Raw genomic sequence first — 16,936 nt, forward strand, 5'->3', positions numbered from 1 at the left:
TTCGGTCCCCCCTGACCGGGCCGGCCCCGCCGCCGTGCGACACTCTCGAACGACCGGCGCTCCCCCGCGCCCCGCCATCCGCCTACCGTACGCGCCGGCTTGCCGGTGCCCGTTGCCATGCCGCTTACCCATACTGTTTCCGAATTGTCCGCCTGGCTGCGCCTGTCCCTGGAGCCCGGGGTCGGGTCCGCCACCGCCTGTACGCTGATGAGCGCGCTGGGGCTACCGGAACAGATCTACGCGCAACGCGCCACCGCGCTGATGCGCCAGGTGCCCGACGCGCTGGCGCGGCAGCTGGCCGCCCCCATGCCGGCCGACATGGCCGCCCTGGTCGACAGCGCCTTGCAGTGGGTGGACGCGCCTGGCCGCCACATCCTGACGCTGGCCGACCCCGCCTATCCCCAAAACCTGCTCACCATCGCGGATCCGCCCATCCTGTTGTACGTCAACGGCGACCCGGCCTATCTGCAAGGACCGGCGCTGGCCGTGGTCGGCGCGCGCAACGCCACGCCGGGCGGCCAGGAAAACGCCCGCGCCTTCGCCCGCCACCTGGCCGGCAACGGCTGGCGCGTCGTCAGCGGGCTAGCCCTGGGCATCGATGCCGCCGCTCACGAAGGCGCGCTGGACGCCGGCCCCGGCGGCGCCGGCACGGTGGCGGTGATGGGCACCGGCATCGACCGCATCTATCCGGCCAAGCACCGCGACCTGGCGCACCGCATTGCGGCGCACGGCGCGCTGGTGTCCGAATTGCCCCTGGGCACGGGCGCTTTGCCGCAGCACTTTCCCAAGCGCAACCGCATCGTGGCGGGGCTGGCCCGCGGCGTGCTGGTGGTGGAAGCGGCCAAGCAAAGCGGATCCCTCATCACCGCGCGGCTGGCCGGTGAAAGCGGGCGCGAGGTCTTCGCCATTCCGGGGTCCATCCATTCGCCGCTATCGCGCGGCTGCCACGCGCTGATCCGCCAGGGCGCCAAGCTGGTGGAAACCGCCGCCGACATCACCGACGAACTCGGCGGCGGCCCCCTGCCGGGCGCGGCCCGCGGCAAGGCGCAAGCGCCTGCCACCCTGCCCGGCCATCCCGTGCTCGATGCACTGGGGTTCGACCCCCTGCACCTGGATGCCCTCCAGGCGCGTTGCGGCATCCCCACAGCGGACCTGCAGGCGCAATTGCTGGAGCTGGAATTGGCGGCGCGCGTGGCGCGCCTGGACGACGGCCGCTTCCAACGCCTGAGCTAGGCGATAGCGCTACTATTGACGATGGCGCCGTCGAGTTGCCGCGGCCGCCGCCCGATACCGATACAGGAAGAGACATGGCTTTGCCCTCCCGCGTCAAGATCGTCGAGGTTTCCCCCCGCGACGGCCTGCAGAATGAAAAAGAATTCGTATCCACCGACATCAAGGTGGAACTGGTCAACCGCCTGGCAGCCGCCGGCTTTCCCAATGTCGAGGCGGCCTCGTTCGTCTCGCCCAAGTGGGTGCCGCAAATGGCCGACGGCGCCGACGTCATGGCGCGCATCGAGCGCCGCCCGGGCACGATCTACTCGGTCCTGACGCCCAACATGAAGGGCTTCGAGGGCGCGCTGGCGGCCGGCGCGGACGAGATCGTCATTTTTGGCGCGGCCAGCGAAGCGTTTTCGCAAAAGAACATCAATTGCTCCATCGCCGAATCGATCGCGCGCTTCGAGCCCGTGGTACAGGCCGCGCGCGAAGCCGGCATCCGCGTGCGCGGCAGCATCAGCTGCGCGCTAGGCTGTCCCTACCAAGGCGACGTCCCGGTCGAGGCGGTGGTCGACGTGGCCCAGCGCTACCTGGCCATGCAGGTCGACGAAATCGACGTGGCCGACACTATCGGCGTGGGCACCCCGCAGCGCGTGCGCGACGTGATGGCCGCGGTCACCCGCGTGGTGGATCCAGCGCGCGTCTCGGGCCACTTCCACGACACCTACGGCCAGGCGCTGGCCAACATCCTGGCGTCGCTGGAAACCGGCATCTCCATCTTCCACGCGTCGGTCGCCGGCCTGGGCGGCTGCCCCTACGCCAAGGGCGCCACGGGTAACGTCGCCACGGAAGATGTGCTGTACATGCTGCGCGGCCTGGATATCGACACCGGCGTGGACTTCGACGCGGTGGTCGACATCGGCCAATGGATGTCGGCCAACCTGAACCGCAAAGGCTCCAGCCGCGCCGGCAATGCCATTGCCGCCAAGCGGGCCGCCTGACGCGAACGCTCGCAGAATGTCCGCCCCTCCCCCCGAGGACCACGCCGCCCTGCTGCGCGCCATCGGCCCGCTGCCGCTGTCGGGGCAGGCGTGGCCGGACTGGGTCCGCATCCTGACCTGGGTCATCCTGGCCGTGCTGGGCGTGCAGGTTGTCACCACTGCAATCCGCGCGCCCGCCCAGCCCTTCGATACCGCGCTGGCCGTGGTGGTGTGCCTGTGCTTCATCGGCCTGTTGTTCGTGTCCTGGCACATGCAGACGTCCATCACCACCATCGACGAACGTGGCCTGCGCCAGACCTGGTTCGCGCGTCGCGAGGTGGCATGGGAAGACGTGCGCGGGGCGCGCTTCGTGCCGATGCTGTTTTCCAAACGGCTGGTGGTGTTCACGCACCGGGGACGGCCCGTGATCTTCCAGGGCGGCACGCGCGAACTGCAGGCGGCATTCGTCAAGATCGCGGAGCTGTACCGGCGCGGTTGAAGCCCGCGCCAGCCCAATAAAAAACCGATGCCGCGGCATCGGTTTTTTATTGTGGCCGGGCCTGCGCGGCCCGGGCCATTCACGGATCAATCAGCGAATCGGCAGCGCGTACATCAGGCCACCTTGCGTCCATTGCGCATTCAGGCCGCGCTTGATCTTGAGCGGGCTGCCCTGGCCGACGTTGCGCTCGAAGCTTTCGCCGTAGTTGCCCACCTGCTTGACGATGTTGTAGGCCCACTTTTCGTCCAGCCCCAGATTGGCGCCGCCGCCAGGCGTGACGCCCAGGATGCGCTTGATGTTGGGATTGGCGCTCTTGGCTTGTTCGTCGACGTTCTTGGACGTGATGCCGTATTCCTCGGCTTCGATCATGGCCGACAACGACCAGCGCACGATGTTCAGCCAGGCGTCGTCGCCCTGGCGCACGAAGGGGCCCAGCGGCTCTTTCGAGATGATCTCGGGCAACACGACGTAGTCGTCGGGGTTTTGCAGCTTGGAGATGCGGATCGAGGCCAGGCCCGATGCGTCGGTGGAAAACACGTCGCAGCGGCCGGCCGCGAACGCGTTGACGACTTCGTTGAAGGTCTCGATCACCACCGGCTTGTAGGTGACGTTATTGGCGCGCGCCCAGTCGGCGAGCGTGTTTTCGTTGGACGTGCCGGTCTGCAGGCAGATCGTGGCGCCGTTGATTTCCTTGGCGCTCTTGACGCCCAGCGACTTGGGCACCAGGAAGCCCTGGCCGTCGTAGAAATTGATGCCCGCGTGGATGATGCCCAGGGCGGTGTCGCGCTGTTGCGTCACGGTGGTGTTGCGCGTCAGGACGTCGACTTCGCCGGACTGCAGCGCGGTGAAGCGCTGCTGCGAATTGAGCGGGACCACCTTGATCTTGTCGGCATCGCCGAACACGGCCGCGGCGATGGCGCGGCACAGGTCCACGTCCAGCCCCTGCCATTTGCCTTGTGCGTCAGGCGCGGAAAAGCCCGCAAAGCCCGTGGTCGTGCCACAAGCCACCGCGCCGCGCTGACGCACGACGTCGAGTGTTGCAGCCTGTGCGCCTTGCGCCGCGGCGAGCAACAGCGCCGCGCCCGCCAACCCTTTAGCAATATTCATGACCTGGTTCCCTGTTGTACCGGGGCGCGCAAGCGCGCCAAGGCGTGAAGCTTATAGACATGAAGCGCCCGCGCCAAATAACAAGCGCTTATTTAGGTATATCAGGCCGCCAGCGAGATCGACACAGGCTGGTTGGCCTCGCACGCGTCCAGCGCGCGGCTCAACCGCTGCATGCCGAGCGCGATCTGGCTTTCGTTCATGGTGGCGAACGACATGCGCATGGCATGCACGTCAGCCTGCGACGCGTCGGCGTAGAACGCCTTGCCCGGTACGTAGACCACCTCGTGTTCGATGGCGTAGGGCAACAGGCGCGTAGCGTCGACCTCGCCGGTCAGGCGCGCCCAGAAGAACATGCCGCCTTCGGGCTTGCGGAACACGATGCGGCCGTTCAATTCGCGCGTCAGGGCATCGGCCATGGCGTCGCAGCGCTGGCCGTAGGCGGCGCGAATGCGGGGCACGTGCTCTTCGTAGCGGCCGTTGGCCAGGTACTGGGCCACGACTTCCTGGATCCAGGCGGATGAGGCCATGTCGTCGGCGGCCTTGGCGCCGACGCAGCGGCGGCGGATTTCGGGCGGCGCGACCAGCCAGCCGATGCGCAGAGCCGGCGCCATGGTCTTGGACATGCTGGCCAGGTACACGGCCCAGTGGCGGGCCTCGCCTTCGGCCAGGGCCATGATGGGCGGCACGGCTTGCCCGGCAAAGCGCAGTTCGCTGTAGGGATCGTCTTCGACGATCAGGAAGCGGTGCTTGACCGCCAGTTCCAGGAGGCGCAGGCGGCGCTGGCGCGAAATGGTGGCGCCGCAGGGGTTCGAGAACGAGGCCACCACGCAGACCATCTTGGGCTTGATGCGCGCGGCCAGTTCGTCGAGCGCGTCGATGTCGATGCCATCGGGACCCGACGGCACGGTGTGCACCGTGGCGCCGGTATAACGCAGCGCCTGCACGGAATTGGGGAAGGCCGGGGATTCGATGATGGCGTGGTCGCCGGGCTGCAGCATGACGCGGGTCAGCAGCGCCATGGCCTGCTGCGAGCCGCCGGTGACGGCCAGCTCGGTATCCGGATTGCAGTGCAGGCCGCGCACGGCGGACAGTCGCGCCAGCTCGTTGCGCAGACTGGCCTGGCCGTCGATGTTGGAATACTGCAGGCACGCGCCCAGGCGCGCCATGACCTGGGTGGAGGCGATCGACAGGCCGTCCACGTCGAACAGTTCCTGGGCCGGATAGCCGCCCGCCAGCGAAATGGTGCCCGGACGCATCGCGTAGGGCATCAGCGAGCGGATCGGGGAAGCGGGGGGATTCAGGAAAGGCGTGGCGAAGGCGTACTCGGGCGCGACACTGGACATGGCGAAGAGGGACGAGGGAAAAGGGATAGGCCGCGCTGTCCGCGGGGACGGCGCCGGGGGTTTAAAACATTGAAATCTAAACAAATATCTACAAATTCTAAGCCTGCGCATCGAACAGGGTCAACGGAGATAAGGTCCGATACGGCAGAGTGTGGCGAAACTCGCCGACCACGTCCTACACTATGGGACATTCCGACCCCAAGAGAGCTGCATGACCGCTGTAGACAGCATGGCCGGGCGCCTCGCCCAGATCCAGCAACGCATTGCCCAGGCCTGCGCACGCGCCGGCCGCGCGCCGGACAGCGTGACGCTGCTGCCCGTGAGCAAGACGTTCGAGGTGGACGCCGTCCGCGAAGCCATGGCGCTGGGCCTGACCCGCTTCGGCGAGAACAAGACCCAGGAACTGCGCCAGAAGGCCGCCGCGCTGGCGGGCCAGGGGCTGCAATGGGTACTGATCGGCCATTTGCAGACCAACAAGGCCAAGGACGCCGCGCGCGACGCCACCGAGCTGCAATCGCTGGACCGGCCCGACCTGGCCGAGGCCTTGCACCGCCGCCTGGTCAATGAGGGCCGGACCCTGGACGTGCTGGTACAGGTCAAGACCTCGTCCGAGCCCAGCAAGTTCGGCATGGACCCCGTCGACGTGCCGGCATTCCTGCGCCGCATCGCAACCGAATTCCCCACCCTGCGCGTGCAAGGCCTGATGACCATGGCGGCCAACTCGCCGGATCCGGCCGAAGTGCGGGCCTGCTTCCGGGCGCTGCGCGAACTGCGCGACCAGTTGCGCCAGCAAGCCATCGCCGGCGTGTCGCTGGAGCGCCTCTCGATGGGCATGAGCGGCGACTTCGAGCTGGCGATCGAAGAAGGCTCCACGGAAGTCCGCATCGGCACCGCCATCTTCGGCGCCCGCAGCTACCCCGATCCGCAATAAGCCGCTGAATCCGGGGCTCGAAACAGACGCATATTGCCCACGGCGCGGGGCATAATAACGTCGCAAAAAAACGAGGAGACACCCCATGCACAAACCCGCACGGCGCCTGCTGGCGCTGGCCGCCCTATCCCTTGCCGCCACCGCGGCTTGCGCCCAATCCTGGCCCACCCAGCCCGTCCGCTGGATTGTGCCCTACCCGGCCGGCGGCGGCGCCGACGTAGTCGCGCGCACCGTCGCCAGCGGCATTGAAAAGCCGCTGGGCCAGACCATCGTGGTCGAAAACCGCCCCGGCGCGGCCACCATCATCGGCGCCACCGCCATCTCGCAAGCCGAGCCCACCGGCTACGTGATCGGCACGGCCGACTCGGGCACGCTGGCGTTCAACCCGTCGCTGTACGCCAAGCTGTCCTACGATCCGTCCAAGTTCACCTATATCGGCGGCATCGCCAAGTTCCCGCTGCTGCTGGCCGTGAACGTCAATTCGCCCTACAAGACGGTGGACGACGTGATCCAGGCCGCCAAGAAAGAACCGGGCAAGCTGACCGCCGCATCCGCCGGCGCCGGCTCGCCGCACCACCTGGCGCTGGAACTCTTCAAGCAGCGCACGGGCGCCAACCTGCTGCACGTGCCGTACAAGGGCGCCGCCCCGGCCATCCAGGACCTGCTGGGCGGACAAGTGGACGTGATGTTCATCGACCTGGCCGCGGGCCTGCCCAACGTCAAGGCCGGCAAGCTGCGCGTGCTGGCCTCGGCCACGCCCGAGCGCGTCGCCGTGCTGCCGGACGCCCCCACCATGGCCGAACAGGGTGTGCCCAATTTCACCGCCTACGCCTGGCAAGGCCTGGTCGCTCCGGGCAATCTGCCCGAGCCCGTGGTCAAGAAGCTGTCGGCCGAACTGGACGCCGCGCTGAAGTCGCCCGCCGTGTCGCAAAAGATGATGGACATGGGCGTCATCCCCATGCCGCTATCGGCGCAGGACTTCAAGGCCTACGCCGAACAAGAGCGCACCACCTGGGCGGACGTCATCAAGAAGGCGAATATCAAGCTGGAATAGGCCACGCCGGCACGCGCTGCCTGAACACGAACAAACGCGGCCCGAGGGCCGCGTTTGCCTTTGGTGAACGCGTGGCCTGCCGCCGCTAGACCAGCACGCGCTCGATGCCGCCCGCGTTGGCGCGGCGCACGTAGTCTTCCATCCAGCCTTCGCCCAGGATATGGCGCGCCATCTCGACCACGATGTAGTCGGCGTCCATGCCGGTGTCGCCTTCATAGCGCGACAGGCCTTGCAGGCACGACGGGCACGAGGTCAGGACCTTGATGTCGCCGGTGAAGCCGTCGCTGCGCAGCGCGGCATCGCCCTTGAGCAGCTCTTCCTGCTTGCGAAAGCGCACCTGCGTGGAGATGTCGGGCCGGCTGACCGCCAGGGTGCCCGATTCGCCGCAGCAACGATCGCTCTTGACGGCGTCGTCGCCCACCAGCGAACGCACGGTCTTCATCGGGTCCTGCAGCTTCATGGGCGTGTGGCAGGGGTCGTGGTACATGTAGCGCACGCCCTTCGCGCCCTCGAGCTTGATGCCCTTTTCGAGCAGGTACTCGTGGATGTCGATCAGGCGGCAGCCCGGGAAGATCTTGTCGAACTCGTAACCCGAGAGCTGGTCGTAGCACGTGCCGCAGCTGACCACCACGGTCTTGATGTCCAGGTAGTTCAGCGTGTTGGCGACGCGGTGGAACAGCACCCGGTTGTCGGTGATGATCTGCTCGGCCTTGTCGGTCATGCCGTTGCCGCGCTGGGGATAGCCGCAACACAGGTAGCCCGGCGGCAGCACGGTCTGCACGCCGGCATGCCACAGCATGGCCTGGGTGGCCAGGCCGACCTGCGAAAACAGGCGCTCGGAACCGCAGCCCGGGAAGTAGAACACCGCCTCCGTGTCGGCCGTGGTGGCCTTGGGGTCGCGGATGATCGGCACGTAGTTGGCGTCTTCGATGTCCAGCAGCTTGCGCGCGGCCTGCTTGGGCAGCCCGCCCGGCATCTTCTTGTTGACGAAGTGCACCACCTGCTCGCGCAGCGGCGGCTTGCCCACCGTGGCGGGCGGCGCGGCGGTCTGCTTCTTGACCAGGCCCGACAGCAGGTCGTGCGCGGCGCGCTGCACCTTGTAGCCCACGCCCACCATCGCCTTGCGGGTGGCGTTGATGGTGGCCGGGTCCTTGGCGTTCAGGAAGAACATGGCGCTGGCCGTGCCCGGGTTGAACGACTTGCGGCCCATGCGGCGCAGCACGGCGCGCATGTTCATCGACACGTCGCCAAAGTCGATGTCGACCGGACAGGGGTTGTAGCACTTGTGGCAGACCGTGCAATGGTCGGCCACGTCTTCGAATTCTTCCCAGTGCTTCAAGCTGACGCCGCGGCGGGTCTGCTCTTCGTACAGAAAGGCTTCGACCAGTAGCGAGGTCGCCAGGATCTTGTTGCGGGGCGAATACAGCAGGTTGGCGCGCGGCACGTGGGTGGCGCACACCGGCTTGCACTTGCCGCAACGCAGGCAGTCCTTGATCGAATCCGAAATGGCGCCGATGTCGCTTTGCTGCATGATCAGCGACTCGTGGCCCATCAGGTTGAAGCTGGGCGTCCAGGCGTGGCGCAGGTCGGCGCCGGGCATCAGCTTGCCGGCGTTGAAGTGGCCGTTGGGATCGACGCGGCGCTTGTAGTCCTGGAACGGGGCCAGTTCGGCCTCGGTCAGGAATTCGTACTTGGTCAGGCCGATGCCATGCTCGCCCGAGATCACGCCGTCCAGGTCGCGCGCGATCTGCATGATGCGTTCGACGGCCTGGTGGGCCTCTTGCAGCATGCCGTAATCGTCGGAGTTGACCGGGATGTTGGTGTGCACGTTGCCGTCGCCGGCGTGCATGTGCAGGGCCACGAACACGCGGCTCTTGAGCACCCGGCCATGGATGGCCACCAGCTCATCCAGGATGGGCTTGCGCGCCGCGCCCGAGAACGCGGCCTGCAGGCCGGCCAGGACTTCGGTTTTCCAGGACACGCGGATCGTGCGGTCCTGCACCACGTCGAACACGCGCGCCTGCGGCTGGGCCGCCAGGCGCTCGGCCAGCGCGGCGGCCACGGGCGTCAGGCCCAGGCCGTCCAGCTGCGGCATGGCTTGCGCCAGCGGCAGGTCCAGGTTGTCCAGCAGCCATTGCCAGCGTTGGCGCGCGCCCGCCAGCAGGTCGATGGCCTGGCGCGTGCGCTCGGCCAGCACCTGGGCGCGGGTTTCGTCGTCGTCGGCCGCGTCTTCCGCCTTGCCCAACGGCAGCGGCGTACAGAGGTAGTCGTCCAGCGCGTCCAGCAACCGCAGCTTGTTGCGGGTCGACAGTTCGATATTGATGCGCTCGATGTGATCCGTGTATTCGCCCATGCGGGGCAACGGGATCACGACGTCTTCGTTGATCTTGAAGGCGTTGGTGTGGCGGGCGATGGCGGCGGTGCGCGAGCGGTCCAGCCAGAATTTCTTGCGGGCTTCGGCGCTGACCGCCACGAAACCTTCGCCGTGGCGGGTGTTGGCCAGCCGCACGACTTCGCTGGCGGCCGCGGCCACGGCGTCGTCGTCGTCGCCGACGATGTCGCCGATCAGGACCATCTTGGGCAGCGAGCCGCGCTTGCTCTTGGTGGCGTAGCCCACCGCGCGCAGATAGCGTTCGTCCAGGTGCTCAAGGCCGGCCAGGATGGCGCCGCGGGCGCGGCCTTCGCCGTCCAGGTAGCCCTTGACCTCGACGATCGACGGGATGGCGTCGCGCGCCTGGCCGAAGAATTCCATGCAGACCGTGCGGGTGTGCTTGGGCATGCGATGCAGCACCCAGCGCGCCGACGTGATGAGGCCGTCGCAGCCTTCTTTCTGGATGCCCGGCAGGCCGGCCAGGAACTTGTCGGTGACGTCCTTGCCCAGGCCTTCCTTGCGGAAGACGCGGCCGGCGATTTCCAGCGTCTCGGTCTTGAGCAGGCGCTCGCCCGGCTTGGCGCGGCCGTCGAACCACTTGAGTTCGAAGCGGGCCATGTCCACGTCGTGGATCTTGCCCATGTTGTGCGCCAGGCGGGTGACTTCGAGCCAGTTGCCGTCCGGATCCACCATGCGCCACCAGGCCAGGTTATCCAGCGCGGTGCCCCACAGCACGGCCTTCTTGCCGCCGGCGTTCATGGCGATGTTGCCGCCCACGCACGAGGCTTCGGCCGAGGTCGGATCCACCGCGAACACGAAACCGGCCGCCTCGGCGGCTTCGGAAACGCGCTTGGTCACCACGCCGGCGCCGGCATGGATGACCGCCACGGGTTCGGTCAGCCCGGGCAAGATACAGGACTCGACCTTGCCGAGCTTGTCGAATTTTTCGGTGTTGATGACGGCGGACTTCCAGGTCAGCGGAATGGCGCCGCCGGTGTAGCCGGTGCCGCCGCCACGCGGCACGATGGTCAGGCCCAGTTCGATACAGGCCGTCACCAGTGCGGCGATCTCGTCTTCGCTGTCCGGCGTCAGCACCACGAATGGATACTCGACGCGCCAGTCGGTGGCGTCGGTGACGTGGGACACGCGCGACAGGCCGTCGAACTTGATGTTGTCGCGCGCCGTGATGCGGCCCAGCACCTTTTGCGCCTGCTTGCGCAGCATGGCGGTCTGGTCGAACTCGCCCTCGAACGCGGCGATGGCCGAACGGGCCCGGGCCAGCAACCCGACCACTTTTTCGTCGCGGTGCGGATCGTGGCCCGCCTCGGCCGGCGCGCCGGGTTCGCGGCGGCGGTCGATTTCACCCAGGCGATGGTGCAGCGCATCGATCAGCTGCTTGCGGCGCTTGGGGTTGTCGAGCAGGTCGTCCTGCAGATAGGGATTGCGGCGCACCACCCAGATGTCGCCCAGCACTTCGTACAGCATCCGCGCGGAACGCCCCGTGCGGCGTTCGCCGCGCAGGTCGCCCAGGAGGCTCCAGGCGTCATCGCCCAGCAGCCGGCCGACAATCTCGCGGTCGGAAAACGACGTGTAGTTGTAGGGGATTTCGCGCAGTCGCGCGGGAGCGGCGGGCGGCATCGCCCCGTTCAAGATGTGGCTAGCGAGTGGGGCGTTCATGGCGGCAAGAGGGGGCCCTTAAAAAATTATTTTATGCCATTGTCCGGACCTGCCCCCGAATACCCCCAGGGAAACGCTCGAAAACAGGAAGATTCCGACTTAATACGTCCCTTATTAAGCTTTTCGTCAGATTCAGACCTGCCCCGGGAAAAACCACAGCAGACTGGCGGTCATGGCGAGATAGCGCAGGAATTTGCCGATGGCCATGTACGCCACGGAGGGCCAGAACGGCAGCCGCAGCCAGCCTGCCACCGCGCACAGCGGATCGCCCACTACCGGCAGCCACGACAGCAACAAGGCCGGTGGCCCCATGCGGTGAATCCAGGCGTGGGCCCGCTCGTTCCAGCGGCCGCGCATGCGGCCATCGGGGGTGGTGCCGGGATGCGTTTGCGCGACGGCCGGGTGCGGCGTGGCGGCCCGCTCCGCTTTCCAGCGATGGACGGCTTTTTCCGCGCCTACCCCCATCGCGTAGCTGATCGCCCCGCCGATGGTGTTGCCCGCCGTGGCGACCAGGATCGCCGGCCAGAACATGTCGGGAGACAGCTTGATATAGCCGAACACCGCTGGCTCGGACCCGAGCGGCAGCAAGGTGGCCGAGATCAGCGAGACGGTGAAGATGGCTGACAGGCCTACCGACGGCAAGGCCAGCAGGTCCAGCAGCCAATGAACGGCAAAGAGGAGACTTTCTTCCATAGTGCTGGCGAGTGTAGCCGTGTGACGACTTGGCCCGCTGCCTCGTGCCATGCGTCCGGCCCATGCCGAAACCGCCGAAAAACGGCAGGGCTGCGCGGTTTTCCCTGCAATAATCAGCCCCACGCCCTCGCGGCCCTTCTTCCTGGCCCCTACCCCAAGCGCAGTCCATGTCCACTGATTATCTGAAACGCATCCTGACCTCGAAGGTCTACGACGTCGCGGTCGAATCGCCGCTCGAAGCCGCGCCGCTGCTGTCGCAGCGCCTGTCGAACACGATTCTGCTCAAGCGCGAAGATACCCAGGCGGTATTCAGCTTCAAGCTGCGCGGGGCCTACAACAAGATGGCCAACCTGACGCCCGCCGCGCGCAATCGCGGCGTCATCGCCGCGTCGGCGGGCAACCATGCGCAAGGCGTGGCGCTGGCCGCCAGCCGCCTGGGCTGCCGCGCCGTCATCGTCATGCCCACCACCAGCCCGCAGGTCAAGGTTGACGCGGTGCGCCGCCTGGGCGGCGAAGTGGTGCTGGCCGGCGAGAGCTTCTCCGATGCCTACGCCCATGCGCAGGTGCTTGAAAAGAAAGAAAAACTGACCTTCGTGCACCCATTCGACGATCCCGACGTGATCGCCGGCCAGGGCACGGTGGGCATGGAAATCCTGCGCCAGCACCCCGGCCCCATCGACGCCATCTTCGTGGCCATCGGCGGCGGCGGGCTGATCGCCGGCGTGGCCACCTACATCAAGCAGTTACGGCCGGACATCAAGATCATCGGCGTGCAGACCGAAGATTCCGACGCCATGTTGCGCAGCGTGCGCGCTGGCCGCCGGGTGCAATTGAATGACGTGGGCCTGTTCTCGGACGGCACCGCCGTCAAGATGGTGGGCGCCGAAACCTTCAAGCTCACGCGCAAGTACGTCGACGACTTCGTGGTGGTGGACACCGATTCCATCTGCGCCGCCATCAAAGACGTGTTCCAGGACACCCGCAGCGTGCTGGAACCCGCCGGCGCCATGGCCGTGGCCGGCGCCAAACAATACGCCGCCGAGCACAATCTGAAGGGCAAGACCCTGGTGGCGATTGCCTGCGGCGCCAACATGAATTTCGACCGCCTGCGCTTCGTGGCCGAGCGCGCCGAAGTCGGTGAAATGCGCGAAGCCGTGTTCGCCGTCACCATGCCCGAGCAGCGCGGCAGCTTCCGCCGCTTCTGCGAATTGGTGGGCGAGCGCAGCGTCACCGAGTTCAACTACCGCATCTCCGATTCCGACCGCGCCCACGTGTTCGTGGGCCTGCAGGTCTCGTCGCCCGCGGAACCCGACAAGATCGCCAGCCACTTCCGCCGCCATGGCTTCGATACGCTGGACCTGACGCACGACGAAATGGCCAAGACCCACTTGCGCCACATGGTCGGCGGACGTTCCGCGCAAGCGCGCGACGAACTGCTGTACCGCTTCGAGTTCCCGGAACGGCCGGGCGCGCTGATGCGCTTCCTGAACGCGATGAACCCGGACTGGAACATCAGCCTGTTCCACTACCGCAACCAGGGCGCCGACTACGGCCGCATCCTGATCGGCATCCAGGTGCCCGCGGCCGACAAGAAGCAATTCCGCAATTTCGTCGCCGAACTGGGTTATCCGCACTGGAACGAGACCGAGAACCCGGCCTACAAGCTGTTCCTGTAAATCCGCCGCCGCCAAAAAACGAGAGGGCCTCCAGATGGAGGCCCTTCCCTTCTTTGCTCAAGACCCGCCCGGCTGCAACCTGAAGGGGGGGTTCGCTGTCACTCGGCGGCTCACGGAGAATGTGCCGCGCATTCAGCAAGGTGCAGCCGGACTGGCTTTGGCTTAGAAACGGTGACGCACACCCACGGCGAAAGCGGTGTCGCGCGCATCCTTCTGGAATGCGTAGTTGTCGCCGTACGAGGCGTACGCGTACAGGTTGGTGCGCTTGGTGAAGTCGTAGGTGTAGCCCAGGCTGTAGACGTTGAACGTTGCGTCATCGCCGGTCAGCTTGTCGTTGCTCGCCGTGGCGCGCTGCCACGAACCGAAGATCGCGTGGCGGCCCAGCGGCACGGTAGCGCCGATCATGTACGAGTTGGCGCGGAAGCCGTCAGCCAGCTTGAACGAGCCCAGCTTCTGCATGCCGTCAGGCGTGGTGCCCATGTTCTGGCCGATGAACCAGCCGTCGCGGGTCTGGCCAAAGGCCGCGGCCAGCTTCACCACTTCGAAGTCGTACGAACCGCCGATGATGTATTCCTGGATGCGCGCATCCGATTGGCCGCCGGCGCGGTCGTTGGACGGATCGAAGCGGTCATAGGCGGCCGCCAGGTTCAACGGGCCATTCACGTATTGCACGCCCGCAGTGATGACGCGGTTGTTGTTGCCCGTGGCAAAACCCGTCTGCTTGGCATCATTGACCGTATCATCGGCGCTGAACGAATAGCCCACGCCTGCCTTGAAACCACCCATGCTGGGAGTTTGGTACAGGACCATGTTGTCCAGACGCATCGTGTTGGCGCTACCGAACGTGGTACCCAGGTTGGCGGTGTTGTAGCTGATCGAGAACGGGTCGATCGAACCGAAGTACTTCGAGGCCAGGTTGGTCTGACGGCCGAATTCCAGACGGCCCCAGCTGTCGCTGTCCAGGCCGACGGTGGCTTGGCGCCCCCACAGGCGGCCGCCTTGCAGCGATTGGCCATTCATCGGGCCAAAGCCGGCTTCCAGGTTGAACACGGCGCGCAGGCCGTCGCCCAGGTCCTCGGTGCCACGCAGGCCGAAACGCGAGCCGCTGCTCACGCCCTGCACACCGCCAAAGCGGCTTTGCTTGGCGCCGTCGAACTTCACCTGCTCGTAACCGACACCGGCGTCGATCAAGCCGTACAAGGTCACGGAGTCGGCGGCTTGCGCCGCGCCGGCGGAGGCCGCCAGCAACGCAGCAGCCAATAGCGTCTTCTTCATAAAAGTCCCCAAAATGGCAAGATAAAAGGCAATACGCACCCACGCGGCGAAGCCGCCGCTGTCTGCGTGCCGCTACGAAAAAGCGAGCGGCCTGTGCACTGGATCTAGTGTCGATCTTGGAACAATTTGAAGTAACCCGGATTTCGACGAACTACTTTCCATGGGTGGGATAATGCCCGCCGCGGGACGCGTCAAAGCGGGTAAAAAGCCGCGTTAACGCCTTGATATCAAATGTGAAGTCTTGCTCGCAATTGCGCTACCGCGAGGCTGGCGCGCCTGCCGATACGTCGATGCCACGACATCACCTGTTGCGCCGGCCGCACAGTTTTTGCGGCATAAACACGACAAGCGGCGCCGCCCCGGCCTGCCATCCCGAGACAAAAAACCCCTGGTCGCGCCAGGGGCTCTGTCCGGATCACGGCAGGCGTGCCGGCTCAACGGCCCTTGGGCGGGTAGTCCAGCTCACCAAAGGTGTATTCGCCGCGGGCCTTGGCCTGGGCCAGCTCTTCGCGCACTTGCTCGCGGGTCTTGCCGACCGACTGCGACGCTGCCGCGCGGGGCGGGTAATCCAGTTCACCGCTGGTCACCTGGCCGGCAACCTTGGCGCTTTGCAGTTCTTGCTGGACCTGGTCGCGCGACAGGCTGGTCTGCTGGGGAAGAGCGGGCGGGTAATCCTGTTCGCCGAACGTGACTTGGCCGGCGGCCTTGGCGGCCTGCAATTCCTGCTGAACCTGTTCGCGGGTCTTGCCGTCGGCGTGAGCGGCGGACATGCCCACCAGCGTTGCGGTAACCATGAGGGCGGTAGCTAGGGCTTTCATTGTGATGACTCCATCCTAAACCTTGCATACCGTCGGCTGCCAGGGCGGCAACTGCGATATGACAATTTGATTGCTGGGACGAAGTATCTGGTTATTAGGCCCTAGTAAAAACCCTTAATTTGGGGAACATATTTGCACTGATGGAACAATTGCAGGGTGTATCCGGCACAACCTGCTCATCAATTGCGCAATCGTCTTGCGTGCACCCATGGCGCCATGGGTGGCAGGCGTTCAGCGGCAAGCCAGTTAGGTAACGGAAGATGAATCCGCCGCGTGGCACACGGTTCGTTCGGTGTGGCTAAATAGACATTTCCACTGCCGGGACAATAATTCCATTTATGATACAAACCTACCAGAAATGGAATTTTGACTTTCGAGGGCCTCATGGATATCCAGCTTAACGACATCGCGTTGTTTGTCGAAGTCGCCAAGCGCAAGAACTTCAGCCATGCCGCCGAGGCCTTGAATATTCCGACCTCCACGCTGTCGCGCCGCGTCAGCGAGCTGGAACGCAGCGTAGGCATGCGCCTGCTCAATCGCAGCACCCGCAAGATCGACCTGACCGAGGCCGGCGCCATCTACTTCGAGCGCTGCCGCCACATCGTCGAAGAAGCCCGCATCGCGCACGACCAGTTGCTGGACATGGCGGTGCAACCCAAGGGGCGCCTGCGCATTTCCCTGCCCACCAGCCTGGCGCAGCTGTTCCTGCCCGCCGTAATCCGTGAATTCCGCGAACAGCATCCCGATATCGAATGCGATTTCGATCTGAGCATGCGGCCGATCGATCCCATCAGCAATCCGTTCGACCTGATCCTGCGCTTCGGCCAACAGCCCGACTCCAGCCTGATCTCGCGCAAGATCGTGCTGATGGCCCACCAGCTGTATGCGTCGCCCGACTACCTGGCCCGCCATGGCGAACCGCGCGTGCCGGCCGACTTGAGCCATCACGAATGCCTGCGCCCCACGATGCGCGAGGAGTCATCCTTCTGGATGCTGCATTCGGGCGAGAAGGCTGAACGCGTGCAGGTGTCAGGCCGTCTGTCGGCCAATAACGTCGGCATGCTGGGACGCCTGGCCGGACAAGGCCTGGGCATTACGCCGCTGCTGGTGTTCGATGCGATGGAACGCGCGATCAAGGAAACCGGCCTGGTGCGCGTGCTGCCCGACTGGAGCCTCACGCCGCTGCCCTTGTTCGCCCTGCTGCCTTCGCGCATGCTGCCTGCCAAGACCAAGGCGTTCCTGGACTTCATCCAGCCGCGCCTGTCCGACACCTGAGCAACGCCTGCCCAGGGTTCGG

At 65.9% G+C, this 16,936-nt stretch carries 13 protein-coding genes; 7 read left to right on the forward strand and 6 right to left on the reverse strand.

Annotated elements, in window-relative coordinates; all coding sequences use genetic code 11:
• The first annotated feature begins 117 nt into the window (after window positions 1–117).
• From dprA to A9974_RS16830, 3 genes are all read left to right on the forward strand, one after another.
• Window positions 118–1,233, forward strand: a complete 1,116-nt coding sequence (gene dprA, locus A9974_RS16820) for a DNA-processing protein DprA (RefSeq protein ID WP_183005312.1) — start codon at window positions 118–120, stop codon at window positions 1,231–1,233.
• 74 nt (window positions 1,234–1,307) lie between these two features.
• Window positions 1,308–2,216: a hydroxymethylglutaryl-CoA lyase gene (locus tag A9974_RS16825; RefSeq protein ID WP_183005313.1), complete on the forward strand. Its 909-nt coding sequence runs from the start codon at window positions 1,308–1,310 to the stop codon at window positions 2,214–2,216.
• A gap of 16 nt (window positions 2,217–2,232) precedes the next feature.
• The gene (locus A9974_RS16830) at window positions 2,233–2,694 is read left to right on the forward strand and encodes a hypothetical protein (RefSeq protein WP_183005314.1); all 462 of its coding nucleotides are present in this window, start codon (window positions 2,233–2,235) and stop codon (window positions 2,692–2,694) included.
• Between the two features lie 90 nt (window positions 2,695–2,784).
• Here the strand turns inward: A9974_RS16830 and A9974_RS16835 are convergent, their stop codons facing one another.
• Together A9974_RS16835 and A9974_RS16840 are read right to left on the reverse strand one after the other, a co-directional pair.
• Window positions 2,785–3,801, reverse strand: a complete 1,017-nt coding sequence (locus A9974_RS16835) for an amino acid ABC transporter substrate-binding protein (protein WP_183005315.1) — start codon at window positions 3,799–3,801, stop codon at window positions 2,785–2,787.
• A gap of 101 nt (window positions 3,802–3,902) precedes the next feature.
• Complete coding sequence (locus A9974_RS16840) at window positions 3,903–5,144, reverse strand: PLP-dependent aminotransferase family protein (protein ID WP_183005316.1); 1,242 nt, start codon at window positions 5,142–5,144, stop codon at window positions 3,903–3,905.
• 211 nt (window positions 5,145–5,355) lie between these two features.
• Here A9974_RS16840 and A9974_RS16845 point away from each other — a divergent pair, with 211 nt between their 5' ends.
• On the forward strand, window positions 5,356–6,075 hold the full coding sequence (locus tag A9974_RS16845; protein WP_183005317.1) for a YggS family pyridoxal phosphate-dependent enzyme: 720 nt from the start codon (window positions 5,356–5,358) through the stop codon (window positions 6,073–6,075).
• Between the two features lie 85 nt (window positions 6,076–6,160).
• Window positions 6,161–7,129 (forward strand): tripartite tricarboxylate transporter substrate binding protein, encoded by a 969-nt coding sequence (locus A9974_RS16850; RefSeq protein ID WP_183005318.1) that lies wholly within the window; start codon window positions 6,161–6,163, stop codon window positions 7,127–7,129.
• An 85-nt stretch (window positions 7,130–7,214) separates the two neighbouring features.
• On the opposite strand, the gene A9974_RS16855 is transcribed toward A9974_RS16850, so the two are convergent.
• A complete protein-coding gene (locus A9974_RS16855) occupies window positions 7,215–11,177 on the reverse strand; it encodes an FAD/FMN-binding oxidoreductase (protein ID WP_183005319.1) in 3,963 nt (1,320 codons plus the stop codon).
• Between the two features lie 132 nt (window positions 11,178–11,309).
• The gene (locus tag A9974_RS16860; RefSeq protein ID WP_183005320.1) at window positions 11,310–11,870 is read right to left on the reverse strand and encodes a YqaA family protein; all 561 of its coding nucleotides are present in this window, start codon (window positions 11,868–11,870) and stop codon (window positions 11,310–11,312) included.
• A 167-nt stretch (window positions 11,871–12,037) separates the two neighbouring features.
• On the opposite strand from A9974_RS16860, the gene ilvA reads away from it, so the two are divergent.
• The gene (gene ilvA, locus A9974_RS16865) at window positions 12,038–13,546 is read left to right on the forward strand and encodes a threonine ammonia-lyase, biosynthetic (RefSeq protein ID WP_183005321.1); all 1,509 of its coding nucleotides are present in this window, start codon (window positions 12,038–12,040) and stop codon (window positions 13,544–13,546) included.
• 162 nt (window positions 13,547–13,708) lie between these two features.
• On the opposite strand, the gene A9974_RS16870 is transcribed toward ilvA, so the two are convergent.
• Window positions 13,709–14,821 carry a porin gene (locus A9974_RS16870; protein WP_183005322.1) on the reverse strand — a complete coding sequence of 371 codons (1,113 nt, stop codon included), beginning with the start codon at window positions 14,819–14,821 and terminating at the stop codon, window positions 13,709–13,711.
• Window positions 14,822–15,255: 434 nt separating this feature from the next.
• Window positions 15,256–15,639 (reverse strand): DUF4148 domain-containing protein, encoded by a 384-nt coding sequence (locus tag A9974_RS16875; protein WP_183005323.1) that lies wholly within the window; start codon window positions 15,637–15,639, stop codon window positions 15,256–15,258.
• Between the two features lie 384 nt (window positions 15,640–16,023).
• On the opposite strand from A9974_RS16875, the gene A9974_RS16880 reads away from it, so the two are divergent.
• The gene (locus A9974_RS16880; protein WP_183005324.1) at window positions 16,024–16,914 is read left to right on the forward strand and encodes a LysR family transcriptional regulator; all 891 of its coding nucleotides are present in this window, start codon (window positions 16,024–16,026) and stop codon (window positions 16,912–16,914) included.
• The last annotated feature ends 22 nt before the right edge of the window (window positions 16,915–16,936 follow it).

Source organism: Achromobacter sp. UMC71 (genome assembly GCF_014170305.1).
In the GTDB taxonomy this organism is placed as follows: domain Bacteria; phylum Pseudomonadota; class Gammaproteobacteria; order Burkholderiales; family Burkholderiaceae_B; genus Achromobacter.

Excerpts from the sequence above, each read along its gene's own strand:
- A9974_RS16860 (WP_183005320.1), bottom strand. The coding sequence starts at position 11,870 with ATGGAAGAAAGTCTCCTCTTTGCCGTTCATTGGCTGCTGGACCTGCTG.
- A9974_RS16840 (WP_183005316.1), bottom strand. The coding sequence starts at position 5,144 with ATGTCCAGTGTCGCGCCCGAGTACGCCTTCGCCACGCCTTTCCTGAAT.
- A9974_RS16830 (WP_183005314.1), top strand. The coding sequence starts at position 2,233 with ATGTCCGCCCCTCCCCCCGAGGACCACGCCGCCCTGCTGCGCGCCATC.
- A9974_RS16835 (WP_183005315.1), bottom strand. The coding sequence starts at position 3,801 with ATGAATATTGCTAAAGGGTTGGCGGGCGCGGCGCTGTTGCTCGCCGCG.
- A9974_RS16870 (WP_183005322.1), bottom strand. The coding sequence starts at position 14,821 with ATGAAGAAGACGCTATTGGCTGCTGCGTTGCTGGCGGCCTCCGCCGGC.
- A9974_RS16845 (WP_183005317.1), top strand. The coding sequence starts at position 5,356 with ATGACCGCTGTAGACAGCATGGCCGGGCGCCTCGCCCAGATCCAGCAA.
- A9974_RS16855 (WP_183005319.1), bottom strand. The coding sequence starts at position 11,177 with ATGAACGCCCCACTCGCTAGCCACATCTTGAACGGGGCGATGCCGCCC.
- A9974_RS16825 (WP_183005313.1), top strand. The coding sequence starts at position 1,308 with ATGGCTTTGCCCTCCCGCGTCAAGATCGTCGAGGTTTCCCCCCGCGAC.
- A9974_RS16875 (WP_183005323.1), bottom strand. The coding sequence starts at position 15,639 with ATGAAAGCCCTAGCTACCGCCCTCATGGTTACCGCAACGCTGGTGGGC.
- A9974_RS16880 (WP_183005324.1), top strand. The coding sequence starts at position 16,024 with ATGGATATCCAGCTTAACGACATCGCGTTGTTTGTCGAAGTCGCCAAG.
- ilvA (WP_183005321.1), top strand. The coding sequence starts at position 12,038 with ATGTCCACTGATTATCTGAAACGCATCCTGACCTCGAAGGTCTACGAC.
- A9974_RS16850 (WP_183005318.1), top strand. The coding sequence starts at position 6,161 with ATGCACAAACCCGCACGGCGCCTGCTGGCGCTGGCCGCCCTATCCCTT.
- dprA (WP_183005312.1), top strand. The coding sequence starts at position 118 with ATGCCGCTTACCCATACTGTTTCCGAATTGTCCGCCTGGCTGCGCCTG.